This is a genomic window from Nakamurella sp. UYEF19, from assembly GCF_040546275.1.
Classification (GTDB): domain Bacteria; phylum Actinomycetota; class Actinomycetes; order Mycobacteriales; family Nakamurellaceae; genus Nakamurella.
The window spans coordinates 92,857-116,459 of record NZ_JBEPNO010000011.1 but is presented as its reverse complement, the minus strand read 5'-3'; the positions used below and the strand labels follow the sequence as shown (position 1 = coordinate 116,459).

Here is a 23,603-nt window from a genome sequence, read left to right as displayed (position 1 = left end):
GGGTGATCATCGTTGATCCGTCGACCCCAGGAGCCATGCCATGACCCAGACCTCCCAGCCCGTCCACGTCGTTGCCATCATCACCGGTAAGCCCGGTACCGGTGACCTGATCGAACCCATGCTGAAGGACCTGGCAGCCGGAACGCACGGCGAGGCGGGTTGCCTGCTGTACGGCCTGCAGCGTGGCATCGAGAACCCCGACCAGTTCACCACCGTCGAGAAGTGGACGAGTCTGGAAGCTCTCGGCGAGCACATGCAGAGCGCCCACATCCAGAAGGCGCTCACCTCGGCCGGCGAGTACCTGGCGGGACCGCCCGTCATCGTCCCCGGCCTGCCGGTGGTCGCCGGCGATGCCGCGAAAAGCGACTACTGATCTCTCATGTGGCATGACCTGCTGAGCGTCCAGATCCCGGTTCCCGAGAAGATCATCCGCACCGTTGCCGTGTACGTGCTGATCATGGTGCTCTTCCGGATCATCGGGAAACGTTCCATCTCATCGCTGAACACGATGGACTTCGTGGTGATGTTCCTGCTCTCCAACGTCGTGCAGAACGCCATCATCGGCAACGACAACTCGTTGGTGGGCGGAGCCATCGGTGCCGTGACGCTGGTGGTGACCAACGCCGTCGTCAACCGCCTCGCCTACGCCTTCCCGGCGTTCAGGGTGATCGTCGAGGGCCGGTCGACCGAGGTCATCAAGGACGGCAAAGCGGATCAGGCCGCGCTTCGTCGCCTCGGTCTGCGCCGGGCGGAACTCGACCACGCCATCCGGCTGCAGAACGGTGACGACATCGAAGAGATCGGGACCGGGACCCTGGAGCCGGGCGGGCAGCTGGTGCTCACCCTCAAGCCTGCGGAGCAGGATGCCACCCACGCCGACATCCAGGCCCTGCACCGGCGTCTCGACCGGATCGAGGCGCTGCTGACGGAGCGGTGAAGGGTTGGGTCGGAACGCCGGACGCGCTGGGCAAGATGCATGTCGCGGCAGTCAGAACGCCGTCGGTTCGCCGAGCAGGCGACGCGGGTTGACCACGCGGACGGCCCGGTCGGCCGCGTCGCCCAGCCGTAGTTCGCTGGTGGTCGCGTAAGGCCGGTCGGTTCCATTCACCACCACGTCGATCCCGAGCACCCGGATCAGCGCATCGAGGCCACGGGGGCCATAGGACGACGTCTCGACGAAGCTGAGCTTGTCGATCGGCGGCGGGTTACCGCCGCCGCGTACCGAGAAGCGTTCGTGGTGAACAGGTGCCAGCCCAGCACCGGCGGCGAAGCAGATCCGCAACGCCGGCAGCAGGGACCGACCGGCCACCGCCCACGACCACCAGGACGCCGTCATCTGTGCCGTGTAGTCGACCACCGCCGGCCACCACGACGGAAGGGTTCCGGATGTGCTGTGCACCGGGACCGGGCCAGGGTGGATCAGCACCGGCTTGTCGGCCAGTTCGCACAGGCGAAGGACCGGAGCCAGTCGCTCGACGTCTCGCGGATTCGTCATCGATGTTGCCGGAATTTGGAGGCCGATGAAGCCTGCAGTCAAACGTGTTTCGAGATCCTGGAGGTTCGGGTCGCTCGAATGCACCGCGGCCCAGGCGTGGAACGGCGGCGGCAGTTCCGCGGCGCCGTCGTGCCAGGCGGTCAGTAGCGGGCCGGCGATCTCGGGCGCCATGTTCTCGATGCCGAGGGGGCTGGACAGCGAGACCAGGGCGGCGGCTGACCCGGTTTCCTGCGCGACCCTGGTCTCGAGATCGTGATGCGCCGGACTCACCTCGTAGGGCGGTTCCCCAGGAAGGTGGAGGGTCCAGCCGTCGAGCCGGAGTGGGCCGGTGAAGCTGCGGAGCGCGTCGATCAGCGCCGGGGGCCACAGGTGCTGATGCACATCGATGGTCCCTGGGGGGTGGATCAACGAATCAGCTCCGCTCACCCATGTGCAAAGACCAGGATCCGTTCGGACGGGTCCCGCACTGGGAAATCGGACGCATCCGTGTAAAAGTATAGGGATGAAGCAGTTGCCGGTCCTCGAGCCGTTCTGGCCAGGACGCCGCGGCGACGCCTTCGACGGCTGGTGTTGTCAGGTCTGACCGACCTCGACCGGTCGAGCCGCACATCCTGCGCGCCTGACCCGCTGTGCACAACACCCCCTCCTGTGGCATCCGTACATCCGGGATGCCCCCGTCGAAAAGGAACCACCGCATGTCCGTCACCGACGACTACCTGGCCAACAACCGCGCCTACGCCGCCACGTTCAGCGGCCCGCTGCCGCTCCCGCCGTCCAAGCACACTGCCGTCCTGGCCTGCATGGATGCGCGCCTCGACGTGTACCGCATCCTCGGTTTGCAGGACGGTGAGTCGCACGTCATCCGGAACGCCGGCGGCGTCGTCACCGATGACGAGATCCGTTCGCTCGCGATCAGCCAGCGACTCCTCGGCACCGAGGAGATCATCCTGATCCACCACACCGACTGCGGCATGCTCACCTTCACCGACGACGCCTTCAAGGCCGGCATCGCCGAGGAGGTCGGCGTCAAGCCGCCATGGTCGGCGGAGTCGTTCAGCGATCTTGACACCGATGTGCGGCAGTCGTTGCAGCGCATCAGGAACAGCCCGTACATCCCGAAGAAGGACAAGGTCCGCGGCTTCGTCTTCGACGTTGCTACCGGGCTGCTGCGCGAGGTCGAACCGGCCTGATCGGAATTCCTGGTTGTCGACACTCGTTGACAGCCGACGTGGGCGGTGGCTCCAACGCCTGCGAACCATCCGTTTCGTGTCGAGAAGGAACATCGTGTCCAGTCAGCTCCTGAAGTTCCCGAACCCGGTCAACGAGTACGCGGCCCGCTCGGTGGCGGGCCTGGTGGTGGTGCTGAGTCTGGCCACCGTGATCTTCCGGACGGAGTGGCTGCTCTGGCCGCTGGCCATCGGGTTCCTGCTCCGCGTCGCATCGGGGCCGCGGTTCTCGCCGTTCGGGCAGCTGGCCACGAAGGTCATCGCTCCGCGTTTCGGCCCGGCCCGGCTGGTGCCCGGTCCCCCGAAGCGGTTCGCACAGGCGGTCGGGGCCACGTTCAGCGTCGCGGCGCTGGTCTTCTTCCACGCCGGGATCCCGCTCGTCTCGTGGCTGCTGGTCGGCGTGATCATCGTCTTCGCCGTGCTGGAGTCGGTGCTCGGATTCTGCATGGGCTGCACCGTTTTCGGTCGTCTGCAGGCCATCGGGCTCATCCCGGCGTCAGTCTGCGAAGCGTGCAACGACATCCGACTTCGGCAGCAGAAAACGGCGGTCAGCGCCCGGGCGTGAGCTTCCACCAGCGCAGGAGTTCGTCGGCCTGATCCAGGCCGGTCAGCAGGACGTCGGCACCGAGCCCGGCCATCGATTCCACCGAGTGCCGGCCGGTGCCGACGAGGGCGCAGCGCACGCCGAGGGCACGGGCGCACAGGAGATCTCGTGGTGTGTCCCCGACGATCCAGCACTGATCGGGTGAGAACTCCCAGCCCGAGGCGGTCAGCTTGCGCACGGACGCTTCCGCGACCTCCAGCCGGGTGGCGCCATGGTCGCCGAAGCCGCCAACGGCCGGGTCGATCGGCGGGACCAACCCGCCGGCGAGCAATTTCAGCATCCCGACCGTCTCGATGTTCCCGGTGACCACCGTCTGCCGGACGCCTGCTGTCTCGAGCAGGTCGAGCAGGTCCCGCACCGCCGGCAACGGCCGGACGTGCTCGTCGAAGTCGGCGGCGCGGGCGGTGGCGAGCTGGTCAAGACGGGCCAGAACCTGCGGGATCAGCGTGTGGTCTGCGTCGATGGACCCGAGAAGCGATCCGGCAATCTCGGGATCGATCCGTCCGCCGAGATCCAGTCCCCTACCCTCAGGGCGACGGCCCGCGATGTCCTGCACCGCGTCGAGAAAGGCCGTGACGGCAACCCTTCCCGAACTGAGCAGGGTGCCGTCGATGTCCCACAGCACCGCGGTGACGCCGGTTCCACCGTCCGGCATTCCCGTCGGCATCGGGCCGGGACCGGAGGGCGGGCTGTCCGTCACCGTCGTCAGGCCTTGAATTCCTCGGGTCGGTCCGGCTCTGTCGCCGCCAGCGCCGTGATGGTCTCGTCGATGCCGTAGTCATGCCCGTACACGGGCGTACCGGGCTGCTGGCGCCAGGATTCTTCCAGGGTGCCGCCGTCGACGGCGTCGAAGCCGAGCTCCTCGACCAGGGCGAAGGCAGCCTGCTTGGCCGGGCCGTCGGCGCCGGCGATGGGCAGCGCGATCCGGCCCTCCGCACCCTGGGGCTTCCCGCGGTTCAGCAGGTGCTTCCACCAGATGCCGTTGAAGACCTTGACGACGGGCACACCGAGATGCTTTGCCACCCAGACACTCTCGGGGGTGCCGGACTCGATTTCCTGGATGAGCCCGTCGCGTTGCTTGGGATAGTAGTTGTTGGTCTCGATCACCGGCGTTCCCGGCTCGGCGCCGGCGAGCAGGTCCCCGGCGAGATCTGGGACGTTCTTCTGCGGGATGCTGACGATCACCAGATCGGCGTCGTTTGCCGCCTGGTTGGCCCAGACCGCGGTCGCCCCGGTCTCGGTGGCGAGATCGGCGAGGGTCTCCGGGTCACGTGAATTGCTCACTGCGACCTGGTGGCCAAGGGCCGTCAGCCTGCGGGTGAGGGTGCCGCCGATCTGTCCCGCTCCGATGATGCCGATCTTCATGGTTGTGTGCTCCCGTTCGTTCGGTCCCTGATTCTTCTCCAACCGTCAACCAGCTCCATCACGGGGCTATTCCGGCATTTCCGCATGCTTGACCGGAGCCAGTGAAACGCCTCACCTGGAACGGATCTCGTTCTCTTCCTGCTCTCGGTTGACCGGAACCCGATGCCCTGTTACGTTTTCCGCAGAGGTCATGAGTTCCAGCAATCAGCTCCGGCTCGCTGGACAGCAACCCTCCGCTCGTGGCGGGGTGCTCCGGATGACGACCTGGTGGTGTTCGCATCGAACATCGCAAGCGCGTGGTTGCGTGTCGCAACCTCTGTGAGAATGGAACAAGCGGAGGAATGGAAACACACGCTGTGAACGCCCTGGACCTGCAGCCCACTGCGCTGCGGTCCCTGCTCGGCGCCTGCCGTCGGCACGTCGACCTGCAGAGAGTGTCCAGCGCACTCTGTTGTTGACCTGCCGCTGAGTCTTGGATCGCCCGGGCTGATTTTCGAGTTCGATCGCCTGTGCGCGAGTACTTCTCCGGACTTTCCACGCTGCTCACCGTCGACGGATCTGCCCGGCCGGCGCTTCTCCGGCATGCCTTTCGGCCTGCTGCCGTGCTCATGACGCGATGCTGCTGATCCCGTCGCCGGCCCACTCCCACCCACTCTTGGAGTTCTGCTGTGTCTGCACCCTCCCTTGCCGGCCCGTCTCTGCGCTCTTCGCAGATCGCTGACGTCCCGGGGTCGATCCCCCCGGCGTCGATCGTTCCAGCGTTGATCCCCCCGGGGTCGATCCCCCCGGCGCCGATCGTTCCGGCGCCGATCGGCGATGTCGCAGTGGCCCGCCGGGTCTCCGCACTCAGCGTGGCAGCTCCGTATGCCCTCCCCACTCGGGGATTTCGGTCCTCCGTCATCCGGTTGGTCAGCGGGGCGCCGGCACCGGAAGCCCTGCCGCTCGACGATTTCGGGCGAACGGCCGCCGAACTGTTTGCCGACGCCGGTACCGGTGCTGCCGCTCTGGCCTACGGTCCGCATGCCGGGCAGCCGGCCCTGCGGGACTGGATCGCCGGTCGTGAGGGCGTTGACCTGTCGTCGGTGCTGGTCACCAACGGAGCCCTGCACGGGGTGGCGCTCGCCTTCGGCGCGCTCCTGGAACAGGGCGACGTGGTGGTGCTCGACGACCCGGTGTTCCCGGACACCGTCCGCATCGCCGAGCAGTACGGTGCACGGGTGCTACCGGTGCGGGTCGGGCCCGAAGGCATTGATGTGCAACGCATCGAGGACCACCTGCTGGCCGGCGTGCGGATCCGGATCGTGTACACGGTGGCCGATTTCCACAATCCGTCCGGCGGCGTGCTGCCGGCCAAGGAGCGTGCGCGGCTGGTGGAACTGGCCGAGCAGTACGGCTTCGTCATCGTCTCGGACAACCCCTACCGGGACACCACCTTCGACGGCAGCTACGTCGAGGACTTCGCAACCGGTTCGCCACGGGTGATCAAGGTGGGGACCTTCACCAAGACGCTGGGAGCCGGACTTCGACTGGGCTGGGTGATCGCGCCGGTCGGGTTGCTCGGGCATCTGGAGAACCTCCGCCGACGGACCGACTTCCACTCCAGCACGCTGAGCCAGGAGCTGATCCTGCCGCTGCTGAACCAGCCCGGCTGGTTCGACAACCTGCTGGTGCACAACAGGTCTGTGCACCGCGCCAAGGCCGAGGTCTTCGTCGACGCCTTGCGGGCCGAGCTCATCGGCGACCTGCAGTTCACCGCGCCCGCCGGCGGCTTCTTCGTCTGGGCCCGGTTGGCCGACCACGCGCCTGCTGCGAGCGACGTGGTGACGGCGGCCGCCGAGCGGGATCTGCTGCTCACCTCCGGCCGGCACTTCGCTCCCGACGGCGGATCCCAATGGGATCGTCATCTCCGTTTCGCATTCTCGGCACCGACCCTGTCCGAGCTGCCGGTGGCCGTCGGCCGCCTACGCGCCGCGCTGGATGCCTGTCGCTGAATCGCCTGCCCTGAGGACGATCTCACTTCCTGCCTGACGAAAGAGGTTCCACCATGTTCAGTTTCGATCTGCTGGCCACCCGGCGGAAGCCGAACGCCCACCGTCGACGAGTCGTCGGGACGGCAGCTGCAGCCGCCGTCGCCCTGGTCCTGAGTGCCTGTGGTTACAGTTCCACCGCCGCGTCGTCCTCGACCGCCGCCGTCTCGCCGGCCGCCGCCGCCGTCTCGCCGGCCGCCGCCGACGGCTCGGCAAGCGGCGTTGACTTCTCCGGTGTCACCCTGCGGATCGGCGAGACCGGTTACGCCACCCAGCAACTGCTGCTCAAGAGCGCCGGTCTGGACAACACCCCCTACCTGCTGACGGGGAGCGTCTTCCAGGGGGGGAACCTGCAGCTCGAGGCGCTCGGCGCGGGTGCAATCGACCTGGCCAGCGCCAGCGAGATCCCGCCGATCTTCGCCGCGCAGAGCGGTGGTGCCGGGTCTCTGGTCACGGTGGCCGTTCGTCAGGGCACCACCCTGCTGCAGGAAGTCGTGGTGCCGGCCGGAAGTGCAATCAAGACCGTCGCCGACCTCAAGGGCAAGAAGGTCGCGTACGTCCAGAACACCACCGCTCACCTCTTCCTGTTCGAGAGCCTCGAGAGGGCCGGGCTGAAGTGGAGCGACATCACCCCGGTCGCGCTGTCCACGAGTGACGGGCTTGCCGCACTGCTCGCCGGTCAGGTCGACGCGCTGGCTTCCTACGGCAACGCGATCGTCACCGCGCACGCCAAGGGCGCGACCACGATGGTCGACGCGAAGGACCTGCTGTCGGGCAACTACCCCTTCCTGGTGCTGCCGAAGACGTTGAAGGATCCCAAGCTGGTGGCCGCGATCGAGGACTTCTTCTCGCGTGAGCAGCGTGCCTACAACTGGGCCAGGGCCCATCCGGACGACTGGGCCGCCGTCGTCGCAGCCCAGACCAAGCAGCCGGTGGCGCAGGCCAAGAAGACGTTCGTCGACGGCGAGAAGCAGAGGCCGAGCCGCTTCGTCACGATCACCGATGCCCAGATCATCTCGCAGCAGGGCGTTCTCGACACCTTTGTGAAGGCGGGCCTGATCAAGAAGTCGTTCGACATCAAGCCGTTCTGGACGACCGCCCTGAACCCCGCCATCACGAAGATCGAGGGTGAGTACGTTGCCGGGTGACGCGCTGATCAACTTTGTCGGCGCTGATCAACTTGCCGGAAATGGGACCGCCGGGACAGAAATCGGCGACTTCGTCAGCGCAGTCTTGGTGAGCGCGGCGATCGACGGTTCGGCGGCCGGCCGTGCCGTTGCCGTTACTCCCACACCGCCCACGGACATCCCGATGACGGTGGTGCGGGCGCAGGGCAACGGTCGCACGAAGCGGCGCCGGGTGCCACGATCGCTGATCAAGGTGCTCAGCCCGCTGGCTCTGGTCGGGTTCTGGCAGCTCGCCAGTTCCGAAGGGTGGCTGTCGGACAACACGCTGGCCTCGCCGTCCCGGGTGGTGGCCAAGGCCGGGGAACTGCTGGACAGCGGAGAACTGCAGTCGGCCATCGTGGCGTCCGCGGGTCGGGTGGGGCTCGGCCTCCTCTTCGGGTTGTCGGCCGCGGTCGTGTTCGCCGTGGTATCCGGGCTGTTCCGCTGGGGCGAGGACATCGTCGACGCCCCGATCCAGATGCTCCGCACCATTCCGGTGGTCGGCCTGATCCCGCTGCTGATCATCTGGTTCGGCATCGGGGAGGAACCCAAGATCATCCTGATCTCGCTGGGTGTCTTCTTCCCGCTCTACCTGAACCTGTTCGCCGGGATCCGCGGCACCGACCCCGGACTCGTCGAAGCGGGCCGGACCGTCGGGCTCAGCCGCTGGGGCCAGACCGTGCACGTCATCCTGCCGGCGGCGATGCCCAGTGCCCTTGTCGGACTTCGCTATTCGATCGGGGTGTCCTGGCTGATCCTGGTGTTCGCCGAGACGATCAACGCGACCTCCGGCATCGGATTCCTGATCAACCAGGCGCGCGACTTCTACGAGACCGACACCATCGTGCTCTGCCTCGTCCTCTACGCGGTCCTCGGACTGCTCGCCGATCTGCTGGTCCGACTGCTGGAAAGGGTGCTGCTGTCATGGCGACCGACGTTCGCAACGAGGTGAGTGGGTCGGCGACCACGGATACCGGGGCGAGTGCCGCTGCGGTCCGGGTCCGGGGTCTGTCCAAATCGTTCGGCGACCGGAAGATCCTGGACGAGCTCGACCTGGACATCGCACCGGGGGAGTTCGTGGTGCTGCTGGGCGCCAGCGGTTGTGGCAAGAGCACGCTGCTCCGGGTGCTGGCCGATCTGGACCGGGAGGTCGACGGTCGGGTGGAGGTGGCCACGCGTCGGGCGGTCGCCTTCCAGTCGCCGCGGCTGTTGCCGTGGAAGAAGGTCTGGCGCAACGTGGTGCTCGGTCTGCCGGGCCGTCCCGACCGCGCCAGGGCCGAGGCGGCGCTGGCCGAGGTCGGGATGGGTGATCGCACCACCGTGTGGCCGAAGGTGCTCTCCGGTGGTGAGGCCCAACGGGTCTCGCTGGCGAGGGCGCTGGTACGCGAGCCCGATCTGCTGCTGTTGGACGAGCCGTTCTCGGCGCTCGACGCGCTGACCAGGCTCACCGCGCAGGCGCAGGTCGCCGACCTCTGGACGCTGCACCGCTGTGCCGTGCTGCTGGTCACCCACGACGTGGAGGAGGCACTGCTGCTGGCCGATCGCGTACTGGTGATGGACAGCGGGGTGATCGCGCACGAGGTGGTCGTCGATCTGCCCCGGCCCCGCGACGTCGGTGATCGGGAGTTCGTCCGGCTCCGCGCAGACCTGTTGGAGCGTCTCGGTGTCGATGACCGCTGACCATCTTGCTGGCAACTCCCTCGCGGTGCAGTCCTTCAGCCTCGAGAACCTCGACCACGTCGACCGATCCGCGGAGGCGGTGGAGCGTCGTGCGGCTTTCGTGGCGCATCTGCGTCGGGTGCTGCCGCTGGAGCGCCTCGCTCTGGCCCGGGACGAACGGGAGGCTGCCGCGACCGACCGGTCCGGCATCCGTCTGCCCGGATCGCCGGTCGCCGTCGCCTTTCCCGAGTCGATCGAGGAGGTGCAGATCCTCCTCCGAGCAGCCACCTCCCACCGGGTTCCGGTGATTCCGCGCGGCGGTGGCACCGGCCTGTCCGGCGCCGCCGTCGCCTCCGACGGGTCCCTGGTGATCTCCACCGAGCGGCTCACCAGGATTCTGGAGATCTCGCCCGATGACGAGATCGCCGTGGTGCAGCCGGGTGTCCTCACCGCTGACCTGGACCGGGCGGTCGCACGGCACGGCCTGATGTACGCACCGGACCCGGCCAGCCACGAGATCTCCACCATCGGCGGGAACATCGCGACCAATGCGGGCGGCCTGCACTGCACGAAGTACGGCGTCACCCGCGAGTCGGTGCTGGGTCTGACCGTCGTCCTCGCCGACGGCACGCTGTTGCACACCGGACGGCGAACCATCAAGGGCGTCACCGGATTCGACCTGACGGGCCTGTTCGTCGGTTCCGAGGGCACACTCGGGATCGTCGTGCAGGCGACCCTCCGACTGCGTCCCCGCCCGGTGAAGACCACGACCCTGACGGCGTTCTTCCCGTCGTCCGAAGCGGCCGCACACGGGGTGACGGCGATCGTCCGGTCCCGCGTGCAGGCCTCGGTACTGGAGTTCCTGGATTCCGGAGCCCTGCGGGCCATCGACACCGCCCAGCAGACCGATCTCGCCACCCGGGGTACTGCCCTGCTCATTGCCCAGACTGACGGCTATGGCGCAGATCTGGAGGCCGACGTGTTGGCCGCGGCGCTGACCGAGGTCGGTGCCGCGGTCGAGGTGCTCGACGAGCTGCAGGCCGGGCGCTACCTCTGGCTCCGCCGTTCCGGGCGCGGCCCTTTCACCGACACCTGGTTCGTCGGCGAGGATGTCGCCGTTCCGCGGTCCGTGCTGGCGGAGATGATCACCACCATCGGGGAGATCGGCGAGCGCCACGGACTCGAGGTGGCGGTCGTCGCCCACGCCGGTGACGGCAACCTGCACCCGATGCTCTCGGTGGCGATGTCGCCGGTGGACGGCGGCAGCCCCCCGGCGAGGTTGCACCAGGCCGCCGACGAACTCGTCCGGGCCGCCCTCGCGTTGGGCGGCACCATCAGCGGCGAGCACGGGGTCGGCATCGCAAAGCGGCCGTGGCTGTCCGCCGAGATCGGCGACACCAGCCTGCAACTGCAGCGACGCCTTGCCGAGGTCTTCGACCCCGCCGGCATTCTCGTTCCGCACACCTGGCTCGCCCGGACCTGATCTGCCCCTCGTCGGCGCATACCGAACTGCCTGGCGCACATGAAAAGGCCGGGATTCGGCCTTGGGTTGGCAAAACCGGGCGTTTCCGTATGCGCCGGACTCCGGTCAGGCCGGTACTTCGTAGATCAGTTCCAGACCGTCCTCGTCGTCCCACTGCTCGCCGACGTGGGTGAATCCGTATTGCAGGATCAGGTTTCTCGACGCCTCGTTGTCGGGTGAGACGGTGGCCCGCACCACGGTGACGAAGGGCTCGACGGCCGCCTGTGCGAGCAGCGAAACGAATGCGGCACGGGCATAACCGCGACGCCGGAAGGCGGGATCCACGGCGTAGCCGACCTCGACCATGCCGTGCTCGTCGGGCGGACCGTGGTAGCCGGCGCGGCCGACCGTCAGGTGTCGCTCGAGATCCCAGATGGCGCCGGTGATCCAGTCAGCACTCGCGGGGTCGGCGACGATCTGGTCGCGTCGTCGGGTCCACACCGAGCGCCAGTCCGGCCCGACGAAGCATTCCGAGAGCGGGATGGGTGACCTCTCTTCGGCTGTGGGAAGATCACCGGCCGCGATCGCTGCGAGCGCGTCGCTGCACAACCGTACGATCTCGATCCGCGGGGCGCCGTCTTCCGCACGTCGGGGATCCATGGACCGAGCATCGCACACGGATCAGGTTGCGTCACACCGATTTCCGCTCGACCTCAGCCAAATCGAATGCATGGCATGATCGGGTGCTTGGGCGTACCGCTGGCGAGGGCCTACGTCGCAGCATTCCTTCACGATCCGCTCAGGAAAGAATCCAGCGCGTCCTGCGCCTCGGCCACCCCTGACTTGCTGAGCGCGTGAAGACGTACAAGGTCGCGATCGGCGATCGCCAGCAGCGTCATCAGCTCGCCCGAACGCTCGTATCCCTCCTCCCACATAAAGGTCGGCTCACCGACGTCGCCTGCTGCGACAGCCAGATCAGCCAGGCGGTCCCCCGCATCATCTTTGCCCAGGGCCGCCAAATACCTCAGCGCATCACGATCGTCCTGTTCAAGCGGTGGTGTGCCCATCTCAGACCTCAATACACAAGACCGTTCTGTTGTCGACCGGCACCGCGGATACATGCTCCGGCTCCACGTCGACCGATTTGAAGCCACGTCCTCAGGCAGTGTCACGCATCAGGGTGGACCCTTGTATCCCCTTGAGTGAGGGGTTAAGCATGGACACTGGCGCTCGTTTTACCTGACCTGCTGCCCATGACGAACCCGACCGCGCGATCGCGCGCATACGAAAGTGCCCGAAACCTGGCCTGCAGCAAATATTTTGGGCGGAACGGTATGCGCCGGGACGGCCTGTATGCGCACTCCTCCACGGGCGCGCCGCCCGGGGGTCGGGGCGCGGTGGTCAGCAGGTGCGAAGGAAGCGGTCGAGGACACGGGTGCCGAACTCGAGGGCGGCAACGGAGACACGCTCGTCGATCCCGTGGAACAGGGCCGAGAAGTCCAGGTCGGCAGGGAGTTGCAGTGGGGCGAAACCGAAGTGCCTGATGCCGAGCAGGCTGAACGACTTCGCGTCGGTGCCCGCGGAGAGCATGTACGGCAGCACCGCCGCCGTCGGGTCCTCGCTCACGAGCGCGTTCGTCATGGCGTCGACCAGGGCACCGTCGAAGGTGGTCTCGACGGGCGGCAGGTCGTCCCATTCCCGTTCGATGTCGGGGCCGAGGATCTCGCCGAGTTCCTGGTAGAACGCGGTCTCACGTCCCGGCAGGATCCGGCAGTCCACCGTCGCCGCCGCCGACGACGGCACCACATTGCCCTTGTAGCCGGCATGGAAGGTGGTCACCGTGGCGGTATCCCGCAGCGTCGCGCCCACGATCCTCGATAGATTGCCCAATTTCGCCACCGCAGCATCGAGATCGTCCTCCGGAAAGCTGATCCCGGTCAGATCGGTGACGCCGGCGAGGAACTCGGCCAGCGCCGGCCGGATGATCTGCGGGAACCGGTGCTGCTGCAGTCTGGTGATGCCGGCCGCGAGGGTGGCCACCGCGTTGTCGGTCTGGAGCATGGAGGCGTGTCCGGGGGTCCCCCTGGTCTTCAGGCGCATCCAGGTGACGCCCTTCTCCGCCGTCTCGATCAGGTAGGCCCGGACCGGATCTCCGGTAGCGGTGGTGAACGTGGTGGAGAAGCCGCCCACCTCGCCGATGGCCTCGGTGACCCCCTCGAACAGCTCCGGCCGGTGCTCGACCAGCCACCGCGCGCCGAAGAAGCCGCCGGACTCCTCGTCGGACAGGAACGCGAACACCAGGTCGCGGGGCGGTTTCACGCCGTCGCGGACGAACTGGCGGAGCACCGCCAGGGACATGGCGACCATGCCCTTCATGTCGACAGCCCCACGGCCCCAGAGATAGTCGTCACGGACCTCACCGGACAGCGGATGCACCGACCACTCCGACGCGTCGGCCGGTACGACATCGAGGTGGCAGTGGATCAGCAACGCACCGCGGCCGGGATCTGCGCCGGGGAGCCGGACGATGACGTTGCCGCGGCCCGGTGCGCCGGCCTCGACGTAGACCGGGTCGAGGCCGACATCGGCGAGTTGTCCGGCGATCCACTCCGCGGCGGTGCGCTCGGTGATGCTCGATCCGGAGTCGCCGGTATTGGTGCTGTCGATCCGGATCAGCTGCTGGGCCAGGTCGAGCACCTCGTCCTGCGCCGAGACGGCCCTTCCGGCAGGCGGAACGCTCACTGCTCGGGGACCGTCACGCTCAGGAAGTCGGTGACACGACGGAGCCGGAACCCGATCGATTCGTAGAGGCGGATGGCGGTGGTGTTGCCGGCCGCGGTGTGCAGGAAGACCTTCTCACCGTCCGCGACGATGCCCGCGGCAACGGCCCTGACCAGCCTGGCGCCGAGACCCTGCCCGCGGAACGCGACATCCGTGCAGACGGCGCTGATCTCGATCCAGCCCCGAGGATGCATCCGCCGTCCGGCCATCGCGATCAGGTCACCGTCGCGGCGAATACCCAGGTAGCCGCCGAGTTCCACCGTCCGCGGCCGGAACGGGCCAGGCCGGGTGCGTTCGATCAGTTCGAGCATCTCCGGCACGTCGGACTCGCCCAACAGTCGGGCTTCCGGGTCCGGCTCCTTCGTCAGGTCGACGTCGACCAGTTGCACGCCGCCACCGACCGAGGTGAAGTCCCAGCCCTCCGGTGGCCGGACCCCTTCGCCGGCGACGGCGAAGGTCCCGCCCCGGCCGACCAGCGTGGCCGCGTCCAGCCAGGCCTGCGGATCGTGGTGATCCTCCAGTGCGACGAACGGAGCGACCTCGGGGTCGAAACGCGCGGCGAGCCCGACCCGTTGTGCCAGGTGCGCCTGCGGTCCGGTCAGTGCCGCCCAGGCCGCGTTGTCGAGGACCGGATCTCCGAGACTCGGGTCCTGCCGAGCGCGGAGCGCCTCCAGGGGTGAGGGATCCTGCGTCTGCGTCACGGTCACGATGTTGCCCCGGCCGGCTCCCGATGGCGGCCACGGGCGGCCGGTGTGGCCAACCCGAGGTGGTCGCGCAGTGTGGTGCCCTCGTAGTCGCTACGGAAGACACCGCGTTCCTGCAGGATCGGCACCACCTTGTCGGCGAACTCCCCGAGACCGTCCGGAGTGATGTGCGGGACGAAGATGAAACCGTCGCTGGCGTCGGCCTGGACGTACTCGTCGATGGTGGTGGCGATGGACTCCGGGGTGCCGAAGAAGTTCTGCCGCGCGGTCTTCTCGACGACGACGTCCCGCAGCGAGAGTCCCTTGGCCGCAGCCAGTGCCCGCCACTCGCCAGCGACGGCCACCGGGTCGGCGTTCATCCGCACGCTCGCGCGGCCCTTCGAGATGGTGCTCTCGCCGACCAGCGGATCGACCTCGGGCAACGGACCGTCCGGGTCGTAGGAACTGAGGTCACGGTTCCAGAGCTGCTCGGCGAACTTGATCGCCGTCTGGCCGCTGACCTGCTGGCGCCGCACGTGCGCGGCGTACTCCTGCGCCTCTTCCTCGGTGTCGCCCAGGATGAACGTTGCGGCCGGGAGCACGAGCAGCTCGTCGTGGCGACGGCCGTACTGTGCGAGCCTGCCTTTGACGTCGGCGTAGAAGGCCTGGCCGGCCTCCAACGTCCCGTGGCGGGAGAAGATGGCGTCGGCAGTCGAGGCCGCGAACTCGCGTCCGGCGTCGGAGTCACCGGCCTGGAAGATCACCGGCCGGCCCTGCGGGCTGCGCGGCACGTTGAAGTTACCGTGGATGTCGAAATGATCGTCCTGCACTGCGAACCCGCCCGGATTGCCGCGCAGCAGGAAGGTGCCGGACTCCTTGTCCGCCACGATCTCTTCACCCGTCCAGGAATCGAAGAGTTCCGCAGTCGCGTGCAGGAAGTTCCGGGCCCGGTCGTACCGCTCCTCCTGGGCGAGATAGCCGCCACGACGGAAGTTCTCGCCGGTGAAGGCGTCCCAGGAGGTGACGACGTTCCAGGCCGCACGACCGCGCGAGAGGTGATCGAGGGTGGCGAACTGGCGCGCGACGTCGTAGGGCTCGTTGAAGGTCGAGTTGATGGTGCCGGTCAGCCCGATCCGGTCGGTGACGGCCGCGAGTGCCGTCAGCACGCCGAAGGTGTCCGGTCGCCCGACGACGTCCAGGTCGTAGATCTTGCCGCCCTGCTCGCGCAGTCGCAGACCTTCGGCCAGGAACAGGAAGTCGAACTTGGCGTCCTCGGCGATCCCGGCGAACCGCTGGAACGACTCGAACTCGATGTGGCTGCCCGACCGTGGGTCGCTCCACACCGTGGTGTTGTTGACGCCCGGGAAGTGGGCGGCCAGGTGAATCTGCTTGCGTGGCCTTGTCTTGTCAGACCTTGTCATCTTCAGACCTTCTGCAGGGTCGAGTAGCGGTTGGCCGGGCGTTCCAGCCCGAGAAGTCCACGCAGGGAATCGGACTCGTAGGCGGTGCGGAACAGCCCGCGCTCCTGCAGTTCCGGGACGAGGCGGTCGACGATGGTCTCCAGATCGTCCGGAAGGGCCCCGGGACGCAGGCGATAGCCGGTGATGCCGGCGTCCTGCCAAGCGGCCAGTAGATCTGCGAGCTCGCCGGCCGACCCGGTGAAGATCAGCGCGTCCGAGGTGTAAGCGGCACCGGACAGCTTGTCCAGACGAGCCTTTCGGTCGGCGCCGGACTCCGCAGCGCTGTCGAGGAAGACCACCAGGTCGGCGTAGACCGCCAGCTCCTCAGTGTCACGTCCGACCGCCGACCGTTCCGTCCTGACCTGACGCACAATACTTGCTGCGTCAGCGATGTCGGTCGGTGTCACGAACACGATGTCCGCGGACCTCGCGGCGAATCGGTACGGCACCCGCTGGTGGGCGAGCGCCGTGACGATGGGCTGGCCCTGCGGTGACCGGGGGACGATCGACGGTCCCTTGACCGAGAAGTACCGGCCCTCGAAGTCGATGTAGTGCAGCTTGTCCCGGTCGATGAAACGTCCGGTCGCCGCGTCACGGATCTCGGCGTCGTCCTCCCAGCTGTCCCAGAGTCGCCTGATCACCTCGACGTAGTCGGCAGCTTCGTCGAAGAGATCCGAGACGGCCTGCTGGACAACCGGTTCCGCCAGGTTGTCCAGGGTGATCTCCGGGAGGTCCCGTCGGCCGAAGTGTGCCGCGGTCCGAGCGTCGGGGGAGACCTGGATGCGGACGCCGGCCCGTCCGGTGCTGACGTGATCCAGGGTGGCTATCGACTTCGACACGTGGAACGGTTCGGTGTGGGTGGCAAGGGCCGTCGGCACCAGCCCGATGTGACTCGTCAGCGGGGCCACCCGCGCCGCGATGAGCACGGCGTCGAGCCGCCCGGCAACCTGGTCGGTCCGCTCGTCGTTCCCGCCGGGCTGCAGCGGCGTCGCCGTCTGGAGGCCGAACGAGTCCTCCAACGTGACGAAGTCGGCCAACCCCCGCTCGGCGGTGCGGATGAGATCGAGCCAGTAGTCGGCGGTGAAGAGCTCCGTCGGGCGTGCCGCCGGCTCGCGCCAGGCGGCAGGATGCCAGCCCGCCCCGTCGAGGGCGATGGCCAGGTGAAGTGGTGTCTTGTTCGATGCGCTCACGCGGAAACCTCTTGATCGGGGACATCCGCCCTGTCGACCGTGCGGATCTGGGTAGGACGTGTCGACATCGTGGACACCACAAGCGCTTGCGGAGCCGGTCGGCGTCCGCCAGGTCATCACCTGGAGCACCCCGCCGCACATGGAGGGTTGCTGATCAACCAGCCAGGGCTTGTGGTTGACACTCATTACCTGCCAACAACGATAGCACCGGCCGATGTTCCCCGGCCCCCGGCCCGGAGCGTGGCGACTGAAACGCTTCACTCCGGAAGTGTTCCAGGAGCGCGGTTCTGGATGGGGCATCACGGGCGCTTCCGGACCGCAACGGGTTGACCCGCCGAACGCCCGTGGACTAACTTCGAAGCAGGTCATGAGACCCAGCGACAAGCTCCGGCTCGTTGGGCGGCAACCCTCTTCCACGGTGGGGTGCTCCGGATGACGACCAGGTGGTGCCCGACCCGGGCACCGCAAGCGTGTGGTGGCCTTCGGTCATCTGGACGGACGGAATCGTGTGAACGAGTCGAGGATCCCGAGGTCGCCGATCGGCGTCCGCCGTCGGCACGTCGACCTGGGGCGACTGTCCAGCGCGCTCTGTCCGGTCTGACCGGTTTTCCCTCCGGTTCTGACCAGTGCCCGTTACTGGGCTGCCCCGGCGGGAAACATTTGGCGGTCGATGTTGTTTTCCCCGGTGTGGAACCGGGGCAGCGTCGCCTCCAGTGAAATCGGAACGACTGCGAATCCGGCCTCCTCTCCCTCGCGGAGACGAGGCTCCGTCCCAGGGAGTGATATGTCCACCATCGTGACCATCGCGGGGAGCCCGTCGGTCAACTCGAGCACCGACGCGCTGCTGTCCTACGTCAGCCGGCGGATCACCGGGGCCGGCCACACCGTGCTGCCGGTGGTGATCCGGGACCTGCCCGCGCAGGCCCTGCTGAGCGCCGATGTCAACGACAGCGCGATCGCCGAGGCGGTCGAGGCGGTGGACGCAGCCGACGCCGTGGTCGTGGTGTCGCCGGTCTACAAGGCGGCGTACTCCGGCCTCTTGAAGGTATTCCTGGATCTGTTGCCGCAGAGGGCTTTCCGCGGTAAGGCCGTGCTCCCGCTCGTCACCGGTGGATCACCCGCCCACGTCCTCGCCGTCGACTACGCTCTGCGCCCGGTGCTGACCAGCCTGGGGGCCGACCACGTCGGGCAGGGGTGGTTCGTGCTCTCCTCCCACATCCGTGTCTACCCGGACGGCGGTGTGCTCATCGATCCGGCCTCCGCCGGCCCGGTGGCCGAGGTGACCGAGAACTTCCTGGCCGCGCTGGCCCGTCATTCCCCGGTTCAGTTGCCGCCCGGTCCGCGCCGGGTGTCGCCGGTGGCGGGTGACCCGGATCTGTCCGTCCTGTACGTCGAGCCGGGTGACCCGGAACTGGCGCCGCTGCTGGACGACCTGAGCGTCGAATACACCACCCGCTACGGCCGGGTTTCGGCCTACACCCAGCTCACCGAGGTCCCGGTGACCGACTTCCTACCGCCCGACGGCGCCTTCCTGGTGCTGACCGAGAACGGTGAGACGGTGGCCGGCGGGGCCATCCGTCGCTATGACGACGCGACGGCCGAGGTCAAGCGGGTCTGGACGTCCTCGCGTCACCGTCGTCGAGGACTCGGCCGGCGATTGATGGCGGAACTGGAGCGGGCTGCCCTCGACCTCGGCTACCGACGGATTCACCTCACCACCGGCCCGCGCCAACCGGAGGCGACCAAGCTGTACCTCGCGTCGGGGTATCAGGCGAGATTCGACGTCACGGCTGATCCGGAGACCATCGGCCCGCTGGCCTTCGCCAAGGAACTGGTCCCGGGTGCCGGTCTGGCCGACTGGGAGCAGCCCGAGCGTGAGCCCGAAACGGTCGGTGCCGGTCGATGAGCGCCCGATCGACGAGCGCCTGGTCGAATGGTGCGGAGAAGCCGAGCCTGGTGTTCGTCGGCGGCGGCCCGCGGACCGTCTCGCTGATGGAACGGATCGCGGCGAATGCCGACCTGATCCCGGCCGGTGGATTGGATGTGCACATCGTCGATCCGTTCCCGGTCGGCGGCGGCCGTATCTGGCGCCGCAACCAGTCGCCGCTGCTGTGGATGAACTCCGTCGCCAAGGACGTCACCGTTTTCCTCGACGAGTCGGTCGTGTGCGCCGGGCCGATCGTGCCCGGCCCGCCGCTCGACCAGTGGGTCGCCGGGGTTGGCCGTCAGGTGCTGATCGACAACGGACTCCGCGCGGCGGCCGATGCTTTCAAGGCGCACGACTTCGCCAGCCGCGAGATCCAGTCGCTGTACCTGTCGTGGACCTTCGAGAGCGTGCTATCCAGTCTGCCGGCCTCGGTGACGGTGACCCGGCACCTGCAACGGGCCGTCTCGGTGCGGGAGACCTTGCTGACCGGCGGTTCGCCTGACGGCGCTTCTGCCGGCACTTCGTCTGCGCGGCAGGCGGTCCGGCTGGCCGACGGCACGGCGCTGACCGCCGATCTGGTGGTCCTGGCGCAGGGGTACCTCGACCGTCACCCGACGCGCGCGGAGAAGGAACTGAGCGCCGCGGCGTCCGAGCACGACCTGGTCTACATCCCGCCCGGCTACACCGCCGACGTGGACCTGAGCGGTCTGCGGCCCGGTGCCGACGTGCTGGTGCGCGGTTTCGGCCTGGCGTTCATCGATGTGATGGTGCTGGTCTTCGAGGGTCGCGGTGGCCGCTTCGTCGAGGGTCACGAGGGCCTGACCTACCTTCCCGGCGGAGCGGAACCGGTGCTGCACGTGGGGTCTCGCCGGGGGGTGCCGTATCACGCCAAGCTCGGCTACTCGCTCGGGTCTGCCGCGCCGGTGCCGCCGGTGTACTTCACCCCGGCCGCGCTGGAGTCGTTTGGCCCCGACCATCCGGCGGACTTCCGGACCCAGCTCTGGCCGCTCATCGTGAAGGAGCTGACGGCTGTGCACTATCGCCGTCTCTTCGAATTCCACGCCGAGCGCACCCGCGTCGGATGGGAGGAGTTCTCGGCGGTGCTGGACCGTACCGACCCGACCGCCGTCACCGATCAGGACTTCGCCGACTACGTCGCATCGGCGGTGCCCGACCCGGCCGACCGGTTCGACCTGGCCGCGATCGACCGTCCGCTGGCCGGTCGGGAGTTCCCCGATCACGGCGCCCTTGCCGACGCGCTGGTCGGGGAGATCAGCGCCGACCTGGCCCGCCGGGCCGATCCCGCCTACTCGCCGGACCACGCCGTCTTCAACGGGCTGCTGACGGTCTACGGCGTGCTCGCGGGCGCCGTGGTCGGTGGCCGGGTCAGCGCGCAGGACCGGGTCCAACGCGTGGAAGGGGCTTTTCATGGCCTCTTCTCGTTCCTGGCCAGCGGCCCGCCGCCCCGCCGCCTGCACGAACTGCTGGCCCTCCACCGGGCGGGATTCATCGATTTCGTCGGACCCGACATGCAGGTCCGCGTCGAGAACGGCCGCTTCGTCGGCTCCTCGCCGGCCGTGGCCGGGACGGTGGAAGCCGACGCGCTGATCGATGCCCGACTGCCGCGTCCCGACGTCAGGGCCGCGTCCGACCCAGTCATCGCCCGGCTGCTCGCCGACGGCGAGGTCGCCGCGGAGGACTTGGTCGCCGAGGACGGCCGCAGCCTCGGCGGCGGTCAGTTGCTGGCCGACGCCAGTTGTCGCGCCGTCCGGGCAGATCGCACCGTGCACCCGACGAGATTCCTGCTCGGGCCATCGGTCTCCGGTTCCGCCGGGTCGGCGGGCTTCGCCCGTCCCGGTTTCAACGGCGCCGGCTTCCGCCAGAACGACCAGGTCGCACGGGAACTGCTGCGCCTCGCGGCTGTTCGGGGCATGGTGGCGACTGCGCCGGACCCAGACACTTCATCCCCTCTCAAGGAAAGCGAGTCCAGCCATGCCCGTTGAGTTCCTCGGAATTGCCGGTACCAACGACGCCAGCGAGGTGACCACCCGCACCGGCGGGAGTCTCGATCTCGACTACACCAAGCGGTTGGCTCGTGCCCACGAGGACAACGGTTGGGACAGAATCCTTTTCGCCTACCATTCCGGATCGCCGGATCCGGCGCCGGTAGCGGCCTTCGTCGCAGCGCACACCGAGCGCATCAACCTGGTGCTGGCCCAGCGGCCCAACGTCTCGGCCCCGACGTACGCGGCGAAGACGTTCGCCACCCTCGACCAGATCTCCGGCGGGCGGTTCGAGGTGCACTTCATCACCGGCGGATCGACGGCGGACCAGGCGGCCGAAGGCGATTACCTGGACAAGGATTCCCGCTACGAGCGCACCCGCGAGTACATCCAGATCGTCAAGCAGGCCTGGACCTCTCACGACCGGTTCGACTACGACGGCAAGTACTACCAGATCAAGGCCTTCGTCTCCGACATCTTCCCGGTCCAGCAGCCACGCCCGCGGGTGTCCTTCGGCGGTTCGTCGGCCGCCGCCTATGCCGTCGGTGCGGCCGAGTCCGACATCTACGCCCTCTGGGGTGAGCCACTGGCGGGAACGAAGGAGCAGATCGCGTCCATCGACGCTGCCGCGGCGACGGCCGGCAAGCCCCGGCCGACCTTGCAAGTGGCCTTTCGACCGATCATCGCGCCGACCGAGGAACTGGCCTGGGAGAAGGCCGAACGCATTCTCGGACGCATCAAGGACCACGCCGCCGGACGGCCGACCTTCCGTCGCTCGGGATCTCCCGAGAATGCCGGCTCGCAGCGCCTTCTCGCTGCCGTCGCGGAGGGTGAACGGCATGATCGCGCCCTCTGGACGGCGCCGACCGGACTGACCGGCGGAGGCGGGAACTCGACGGCCCTGGTCGGTACCCCGGAGACGGTGGCAGCGGCCCTGCTGGACTACTACGACCTCGGAGTCCGGATCCTCTCGGCCCGCGGGTACGACATCCTCGACGACGCCATCGATTTCGGTCGCTATGTGATCCCGCTGGTCCGCGACGAGGTCGCCCGCCGCGACCGCGCCACTGCAGCCGCCTGACATCCAGCAGTATCGATCCAACAGGAGCAAGAGATGACCACCACCCTGACGTCCGACTTCGTGAACGATTGGCAGACCTGGCATTCCGCTCGGGAACGAGCGCTGGCCACCCCGCACGGCTGGCTCAGCCTGACCAGCTTCCACTGGGTGCCGCAGGCCCCGTCGGCCCTGCCGGGGCTGCCCGGCCTCTTCTCCGTGCAGGACGGCCATGCGGTGCTCACCGCGACCGCGGATGACGGCTACACCGTCGTCGGCGACGAGAACGGACTGGCGGTGCCGGTGGACGGCACGGTGCGGGCCGAGGTCGCCGAAGCCAGGGCCCTGCAGTGGGTGTCGATCGGCGACGTGCAGATCGAACTGGCCCTCCGAGGGGGCCGCTATGCCATCCGCACCCGCGACCCGCAGGCCTCGGCGCTGCTCGGCTTCGCCGGCGTGCCGACCTTCGACATCGACGAGAAGTGGGTGGTGACCGGACACTTCGAGCCTTTCGACGCCCCTCGTCAGATCGAGGTGTCGACGGCCCGGGACGATCTGGTCCAGTCGATCACCGGCGTCGGGACGGTGACGATCGTCCTGCAGGGGCAGTCGGTCGAGTTGACGGTCACCGCGGGTGGCGCCGGTTCGCTGAATGTGCCGTTCCACGACGGGACGAACGGCGAGACGACCGCGCGCTGGCGCGCGGTCGCGACCACGGCTCCGGACGCCGACGGCCGGGTCACGATCGACTTCAATCGTGCGATCAACTTTCCGTTCTCCTTCTCCGACTTCGGCACCTGCCCGGCGCCGCCCGCCGGCAACGTCGTGCCGATCGCCGTCACCGCCGGGGAACTCGCGCCGGCGACTGCCGCGTGATGACAGCCGCGACACCGGAGGCAACCGAGACAGCCGCCGGGATTGGAGGGATCGGTGCGCCCGAGCAGAGTGCGCTGTCGATCGTCGTCGTCGTGGGGAATCCGAAGGCCGGGTCGAGGACGCTGACCGCTGCAGCGGCGCTCGCGGCCGCGGTGGCCGGCGCGCTGCCGGCATCCACCACGACCGTCGTCGACCTGGCCGGGATCGCCGGCGGACTGCTGGCGCCGTGGTCGTTGTCCGAGGAGGCATCGATTGCGGTCGCCGCGGTCCGGTCCGCCGACGTCCTGGTGGTGGCGACGCCGACGTACAAGGCCTCGTTCACCGGTCTGCTCAAGCTGTTGCTCGACACGCTGCCCGCGGGATCGCTCGCCTCGACCGTGGTGCTGCCACTGACGGTGTCCGCGGGGCCGGCCCATCGTCATCTGGCCGACTGGCAACTGCGGCCGGTGCTTGGCGAACTCGGTGCGGTGACGCCGGTTCCGTCACTGCTGCTGTCGGAGAGCGAGTTGCCCGAACTGGACGCCGTCATCGCGGCGTACGTCGCGGCGCACGGCCGGCAGGTGGCTGCGGCGGTCGGGGCCCTGCGCTGAGGGTCACCGGTGCGGCCGGTGATACCGACTGC

The 23,603-nt window shown here is 68.2% G+C and carries 24 protein-coding genes and 3 riboswitches; of the genes, 15 read left to right on the top strand and 9 right to left on the bottom strand.

Going from position 1 to position 23,603, the window contains the following annotated elements:
- Positions 1 to 40 precede the first annotated feature (40 nt).
- Entirely contained in the window at positions 41 to 373 is a 333-nt protein-coding gene (locus ABIB25_RS16195; RefSeq protein ID WP_354529499.1) for a putative quinol monooxygenase, read from the top strand.
- A gap of 6 nt (positions 374 to 379) precedes the next feature.
- Entirely contained in the window at positions 380 to 937 is a 558-nt protein-coding gene (locus ABIB25_RS16190; RefSeq protein ID WP_354529498.1) for a DUF421 domain-containing protein, read from the top strand.
- Positions 938 to 988: 51 nt separating this feature from the next.
- Here the strand turns inward: ABIB25_RS16190 and ABIB25_RS16185 are convergent, their stop codons facing one another.
- Positions 989 to 1,921 (bottom strand): amidohydrolase family protein, encoded by a 933-nt coding sequence (locus ABIB25_RS16185; protein WP_354529497.1) that lies wholly within the window; start codon positions 1,919 to 1,921, stop codon positions 989 to 991.
- 269 nt (positions 1,922 to 2,190) lie between these two features.
- Between ABIB25_RS16185 and ABIB25_RS16180 the strand changes: the two genes are divergently transcribed.
- Entirely contained in the window at positions 2,191 to 2,685 is a 495-nt protein-coding gene (locus tag ABIB25_RS16180; protein ID WP_354529496.1) for a beta-class carbonic anhydrase, read from the top strand.
- Between the two features lie 94 nt (positions 2,686 to 2,779).
- Entirely contained in the window at positions 2,780 to 3,286 is a 507-nt protein-coding gene (locus ABIB25_RS16175; protein WP_354529495.1) for a DUF4395 domain-containing protein, read from the top strand.
- On the opposite strand, the gene ABIB25_RS16170 is transcribed toward ABIB25_RS16175, so the two are convergent.
- Both ABIB25_RS16170 and ABIB25_RS16165 read right to left on the bottom strand, forming a co-directional pair.
- Positions 3,270 to 4,025, bottom strand: coding sequence for an HAD family hydrolase (locus tag ABIB25_RS16170; protein WP_354529494.1), 756 nt, complete (start codon positions 4,023 to 4,025; stop codon positions 3,270 to 3,272). The two genes, ABIB25_RS16175 and ABIB25_RS16170, sit on opposite strands and share 17 nt — an antisense overlap.
- Before the next feature lie 5 nt (positions 4,026 to 4,030).
- The gene (locus tag ABIB25_RS16165) at positions 4,031 to 4,732 is read right to left on the bottom strand and encodes an NADPH-dependent F420 reductase (protein ID WP_354529493.1); all 702 of its coding nucleotides are present in this window, start codon (positions 4,730 to 4,732) and stop codon (positions 4,031 to 4,033) included.
- A 144-nt stretch (positions 4,733 to 4,876) separates the two neighbouring features.
- Positions 4,877 to 4,991: riboswitch (SAM riboswitch) on the top strand.
- A gap of 40 nt (positions 4,992 to 5,031) precedes the next feature.
- Here ABIB25_RS16165 and ABIB25_RS16160 point away from each other — a divergent pair.
- The 6 genes from ABIB25_RS16160 (at position 5,032) to ABIB25_RS16135 (ending at position 11,025) form a co-directional block, all read left to right on the top strand.
- On the top strand, positions 5,032 to 5,148 hold the full coding sequence (locus ABIB25_RS16160; RefSeq protein ID WP_354529492.1) for a putative leader peptide: 117 nt from the start codon (positions 5,032 to 5,034) through the stop codon (positions 5,146 to 5,148).
- Positions 5,149 to 5,451: 303 nt separating this feature from the next.
- On the top strand, positions 5,452 to 6,681 hold the full coding sequence (locus tag ABIB25_RS16155) for an aminotransferase-like domain-containing protein (protein WP_354529491.1): 1,230 nt from the start codon (positions 5,452 to 5,454) through the stop codon (positions 6,679 to 6,681).
- A 53-nt stretch (positions 6,682 to 6,734) separates the two neighbouring features.
- Positions 6,735 to 7,865, top strand: coding sequence for an ABC transporter substrate-binding protein (locus tag ABIB25_RS16150; protein ID WP_354529490.1), 1,131 nt, complete (start codon positions 6,735 to 6,737; stop codon positions 7,863 to 7,865).
- 163 nt (positions 7,866 to 8,028) lie between these two features.
- Entirely contained in the window at positions 8,029 to 8,835 is an 807-nt protein-coding gene (locus ABIB25_RS16145; RefSeq protein ID WP_354529568.1) for an ABC transporter permease, read from the top strand.
- The gene (locus tag ABIB25_RS16140; RefSeq protein ID WP_354529489.1) at positions 8,808 to 9,563 is read left to right on the top strand and encodes an ABC transporter ATP-binding protein; all 756 of its coding nucleotides are present in this window, start codon (positions 8,808 to 8,810) and stop codon (positions 9,561 to 9,563) included. Before ABIB25_RS16145 ends, ABIB25_RS16140 begins: the two co-directional genes overlap by 28 nt.
- A complete protein-coding gene (locus ABIB25_RS16135) occupies positions 9,553 to 11,025 on the top strand; it encodes an FAD-binding oxidoreductase (RefSeq protein ID WP_354529488.1) in 1,473 nt (490 codons plus the stop codon). Before ABIB25_RS16140 ends, ABIB25_RS16135 begins: the two co-directional genes overlap by 11 nt.
- Positions 11,026 to 11,130: 105 nt before the next feature.
- Here the strand turns inward: ABIB25_RS16135 and ABIB25_RS16130 are convergent, their stop codons facing one another.
- From ABIB25_RS16130 to ABIB25_RS16105, 6 genes are all read right to left on the bottom strand, one after another.
- The gene (locus tag ABIB25_RS16130; RefSeq protein WP_354529487.1) at positions 11,131 to 11,664 is read right to left on the bottom strand and encodes a GNAT family N-acetyltransferase; all 534 of its coding nucleotides are present in this window, start codon (positions 11,662 to 11,664) and stop codon (positions 11,131 to 11,133) included.
- Between the two features lie 128 nt (positions 11,665 to 11,792).
- Complete coding sequence (locus tag ABIB25_RS16125; protein ID WP_354529486.1) at positions 11,793 to 12,071, bottom strand: hypothetical protein; 279 nt, start codon at positions 12,069 to 12,071, stop codon at positions 11,793 to 11,795.
- Positions 12,072 to 12,405: 334 nt separating this feature from the next.
- Positions 12,406 to 13,746, bottom strand: coding sequence for a M20/M25/M40 family metallo-hydrolase (locus ABIB25_RS16120; RefSeq protein WP_354529485.1), 1,341 nt, complete (start codon positions 13,744 to 13,746; stop codon positions 12,406 to 12,408).
- The gene (locus ABIB25_RS16115) at positions 13,743 to 14,459 is read right to left on the bottom strand and encodes a GNAT family N-acetyltransferase (protein WP_354529567.1); all 717 of its coding nucleotides are present in this window, start codon (positions 14,457 to 14,459) and stop codon (positions 13,743 to 13,745) included. The genes ABIB25_RS16120 and ABIB25_RS16115 overlap by 4 nt, the downstream gene beginning before the upstream one ends.
- A 29-nt stretch (positions 14,460 to 14,488) precedes the next feature.
- Positions 14,489 to 15,889 (bottom strand): NtaA/DmoA family FMN-dependent monooxygenase, encoded by a 1,401-nt coding sequence (locus ABIB25_RS16110; RefSeq protein ID WP_354529484.1) that lies wholly within the window; start codon positions 15,887 to 15,889, stop codon positions 14,489 to 14,491.
- 2 nt (positions 15,890 to 15,891) lie between these two features.
- Positions 15,892 to 17,118, bottom strand: coding sequence for an LLM class flavin-dependent oxidoreductase (locus tag ABIB25_RS16105; RefSeq protein ID WP_354529483.1), 1,227 nt, complete (start codon positions 17,116 to 17,118; stop codon positions 15,892 to 15,894).
- A gap of 77 nt (positions 17,119 to 17,195) precedes the next feature.
- Positions 17,196 to 17,308: riboswitch (SAM riboswitch) on the bottom strand.
- 173 nt (positions 17,309 to 17,481) lie between these two features.
- Positions 17,482 to 17,595, top strand: a riboswitch (SAM riboswitch).
- Positions 17,596 to 17,902: 307 nt separating this feature from the next.
- Between ABIB25_RS16105 and ssuE the strand changes: the two genes are divergently transcribed.
- The 5 genes from ssuE to ABIB25_RS16080 are packed head-to-tail and all read left to right on the top strand — an operon-like array spanning position 17,903 to position 23,571.
- On the top strand, positions 17,903 to 19,024 hold the full coding sequence (ssuE, locus tag ABIB25_RS16100) for an NADPH-dependent FMN reductase (RefSeq protein WP_354529482.1): 1,122 nt from the start codon (positions 17,903 to 17,905) through the stop codon (positions 19,022 to 19,024).
- Complete coding sequence (locus tag ABIB25_RS16095) at positions 19,021 to 21,048, top strand: FAD/NAD(P)-binding protein (protein ID WP_354529481.1); 2,028 nt, start codon at positions 19,021 to 19,023, stop codon at positions 21,046 to 21,048. Before ssuE ends, ABIB25_RS16095 begins: the two co-directional genes overlap by 4 nt.
- Positions 21,038 to 22,129 carry an LLM class flavin-dependent oxidoreductase gene (locus tag ABIB25_RS16090; protein ID WP_354529480.1) on the top strand — a complete coding sequence of 364 codons (1,092 nt, stop codon included), beginning with the start codon at positions 21,038 to 21,040 and terminating at the stop codon, positions 22,127 to 22,129. Before ABIB25_RS16095 ends, ABIB25_RS16090 begins: the two co-directional genes overlap by 11 nt.
- Positions 22,130 to 22,162: 33 nt before the next feature.
- Positions 22,163 to 22,981 carry a DUF1684 domain-containing protein gene (locus ABIB25_RS16085; protein WP_354529479.1) on the top strand — a complete coding sequence of 273 codons (819 nt, stop codon included), beginning with the start codon at positions 22,163 to 22,165 and terminating at the stop codon, positions 22,979 to 22,981.
- Complete coding sequence (locus tag ABIB25_RS16080) at positions 22,981 to 23,571, top strand: NADPH-dependent FMN reductase (RefSeq protein ID WP_354529478.1); 591 nt, start codon at positions 22,981 to 22,983, stop codon at positions 23,569 to 23,571. Before ABIB25_RS16085 ends, ABIB25_RS16080 begins: the two co-directional genes overlap by 1 nt.
- Positions 23,572 to 23,603 lie beyond the last annotated feature (32 nt).

Bases quoted from the DNA above. Each gene is read 5' to 3' on its own strand.
- ABIB25_RS16080 (WP_354529478.1), top strand. From the start codon at position 22,981: ATGACAGCCGCGACACCGGAGGCAACCGAGACAGCCGCCGGGATTGGA.
- ABIB25_RS16145 (WP_354529568.1), top strand. From the start codon at position 8,029: ATGACGGTGGTGCGGGCGCAGGGCAACGGTCGCACGAAGCGGCGCCGG.
- ABIB25_RS16140 (WP_354529489.1), top strand. From the start codon at position 8,808: ATGGCGACCGACGTTCGCAACGAGGTGAGTGGGTCGGCGACCACGGAT.
- ABIB25_RS16095 (WP_354529481.1), top strand. From the start codon at position 19,021: ATGAGCGCCCGATCGACGAGCGCCTGGTCGAATGGTGCGGAGAAGCCG.
- ABIB25_RS16190 (WP_354529498.1), top strand. From the start codon at position 380: ATGTGGCATGACCTGCTGAGCGTCCAGATCCCGGTTCCCGAGAAGATC.
- ABIB25_RS16150 (WP_354529490.1), top strand. From the start codon at position 6,735: ATGTTCAGTTTCGATCTGCTGGCCACCCGGCGGAAGCCGAACGCCCAC.
- ABIB25_RS16130 (WP_354529487.1), bottom strand. From the start codon at position 11,664: ATGGATCCCCGACGTGCGGAAGACGGCGCCCCGCGGATCGAGATCGTA.
- ssuE (WP_354529482.1), top strand. From the start codon at position 17,903: ATGTCCACCATCGTGACCATCGCGGGGAGCCCGTCGGTCAACTCGAGC.
- ABIB25_RS16180 (WP_354529496.1), top strand. From the start codon at position 2,191: ATGTCCGTCACCGACGACTACCTGGCCAACAACCGCGCCTACGCCGCC.
- ABIB25_RS16125 (WP_354529486.1), bottom strand. From the start codon at position 12,071: ATGGGCACACCACCGCTTGAACAGGACGATCGTGATGCGCTGAGGTAT.
- ABIB25_RS16135 (WP_354529488.1), top strand. From the start codon at position 9,553: ATGACCGCTGACCATCTTGCTGGCAACTCCCTCGCGGTGCAGTCCTTC.
- ABIB25_RS16085 (WP_354529479.1), top strand. From the start codon at position 22,163: ATGACCACCACCCTGACGTCCGACTTCGTGAACGATTGGCAGACCTGG.
- ABIB25_RS16195 (WP_354529499.1), top strand. From the start codon at position 41: ATGACCCAGACCTCCCAGCCCGTCCACGTCGTTGCCATCATCACCGGT.
- ABIB25_RS16090 (WP_354529480.1), top strand. From the start codon at position 21,038: ATGCCCGTTGAGTTCCTCGGAATTGCCGGTACCAACGACGCCAGCGAG.
- ABIB25_RS16110 (WP_354529484.1), bottom strand. From the start codon at position 15,889: ATGACAAGGTCTGACAAGACAAGGCCACGCAAGCAGATTCACCTGGCC.
- ABIB25_RS16160 (WP_354529492.1), top strand. From the start codon at position 5,032: ATGGAAACACACGCTGTGAACGCCCTGGACCTGCAGCCCACTGCGCTG.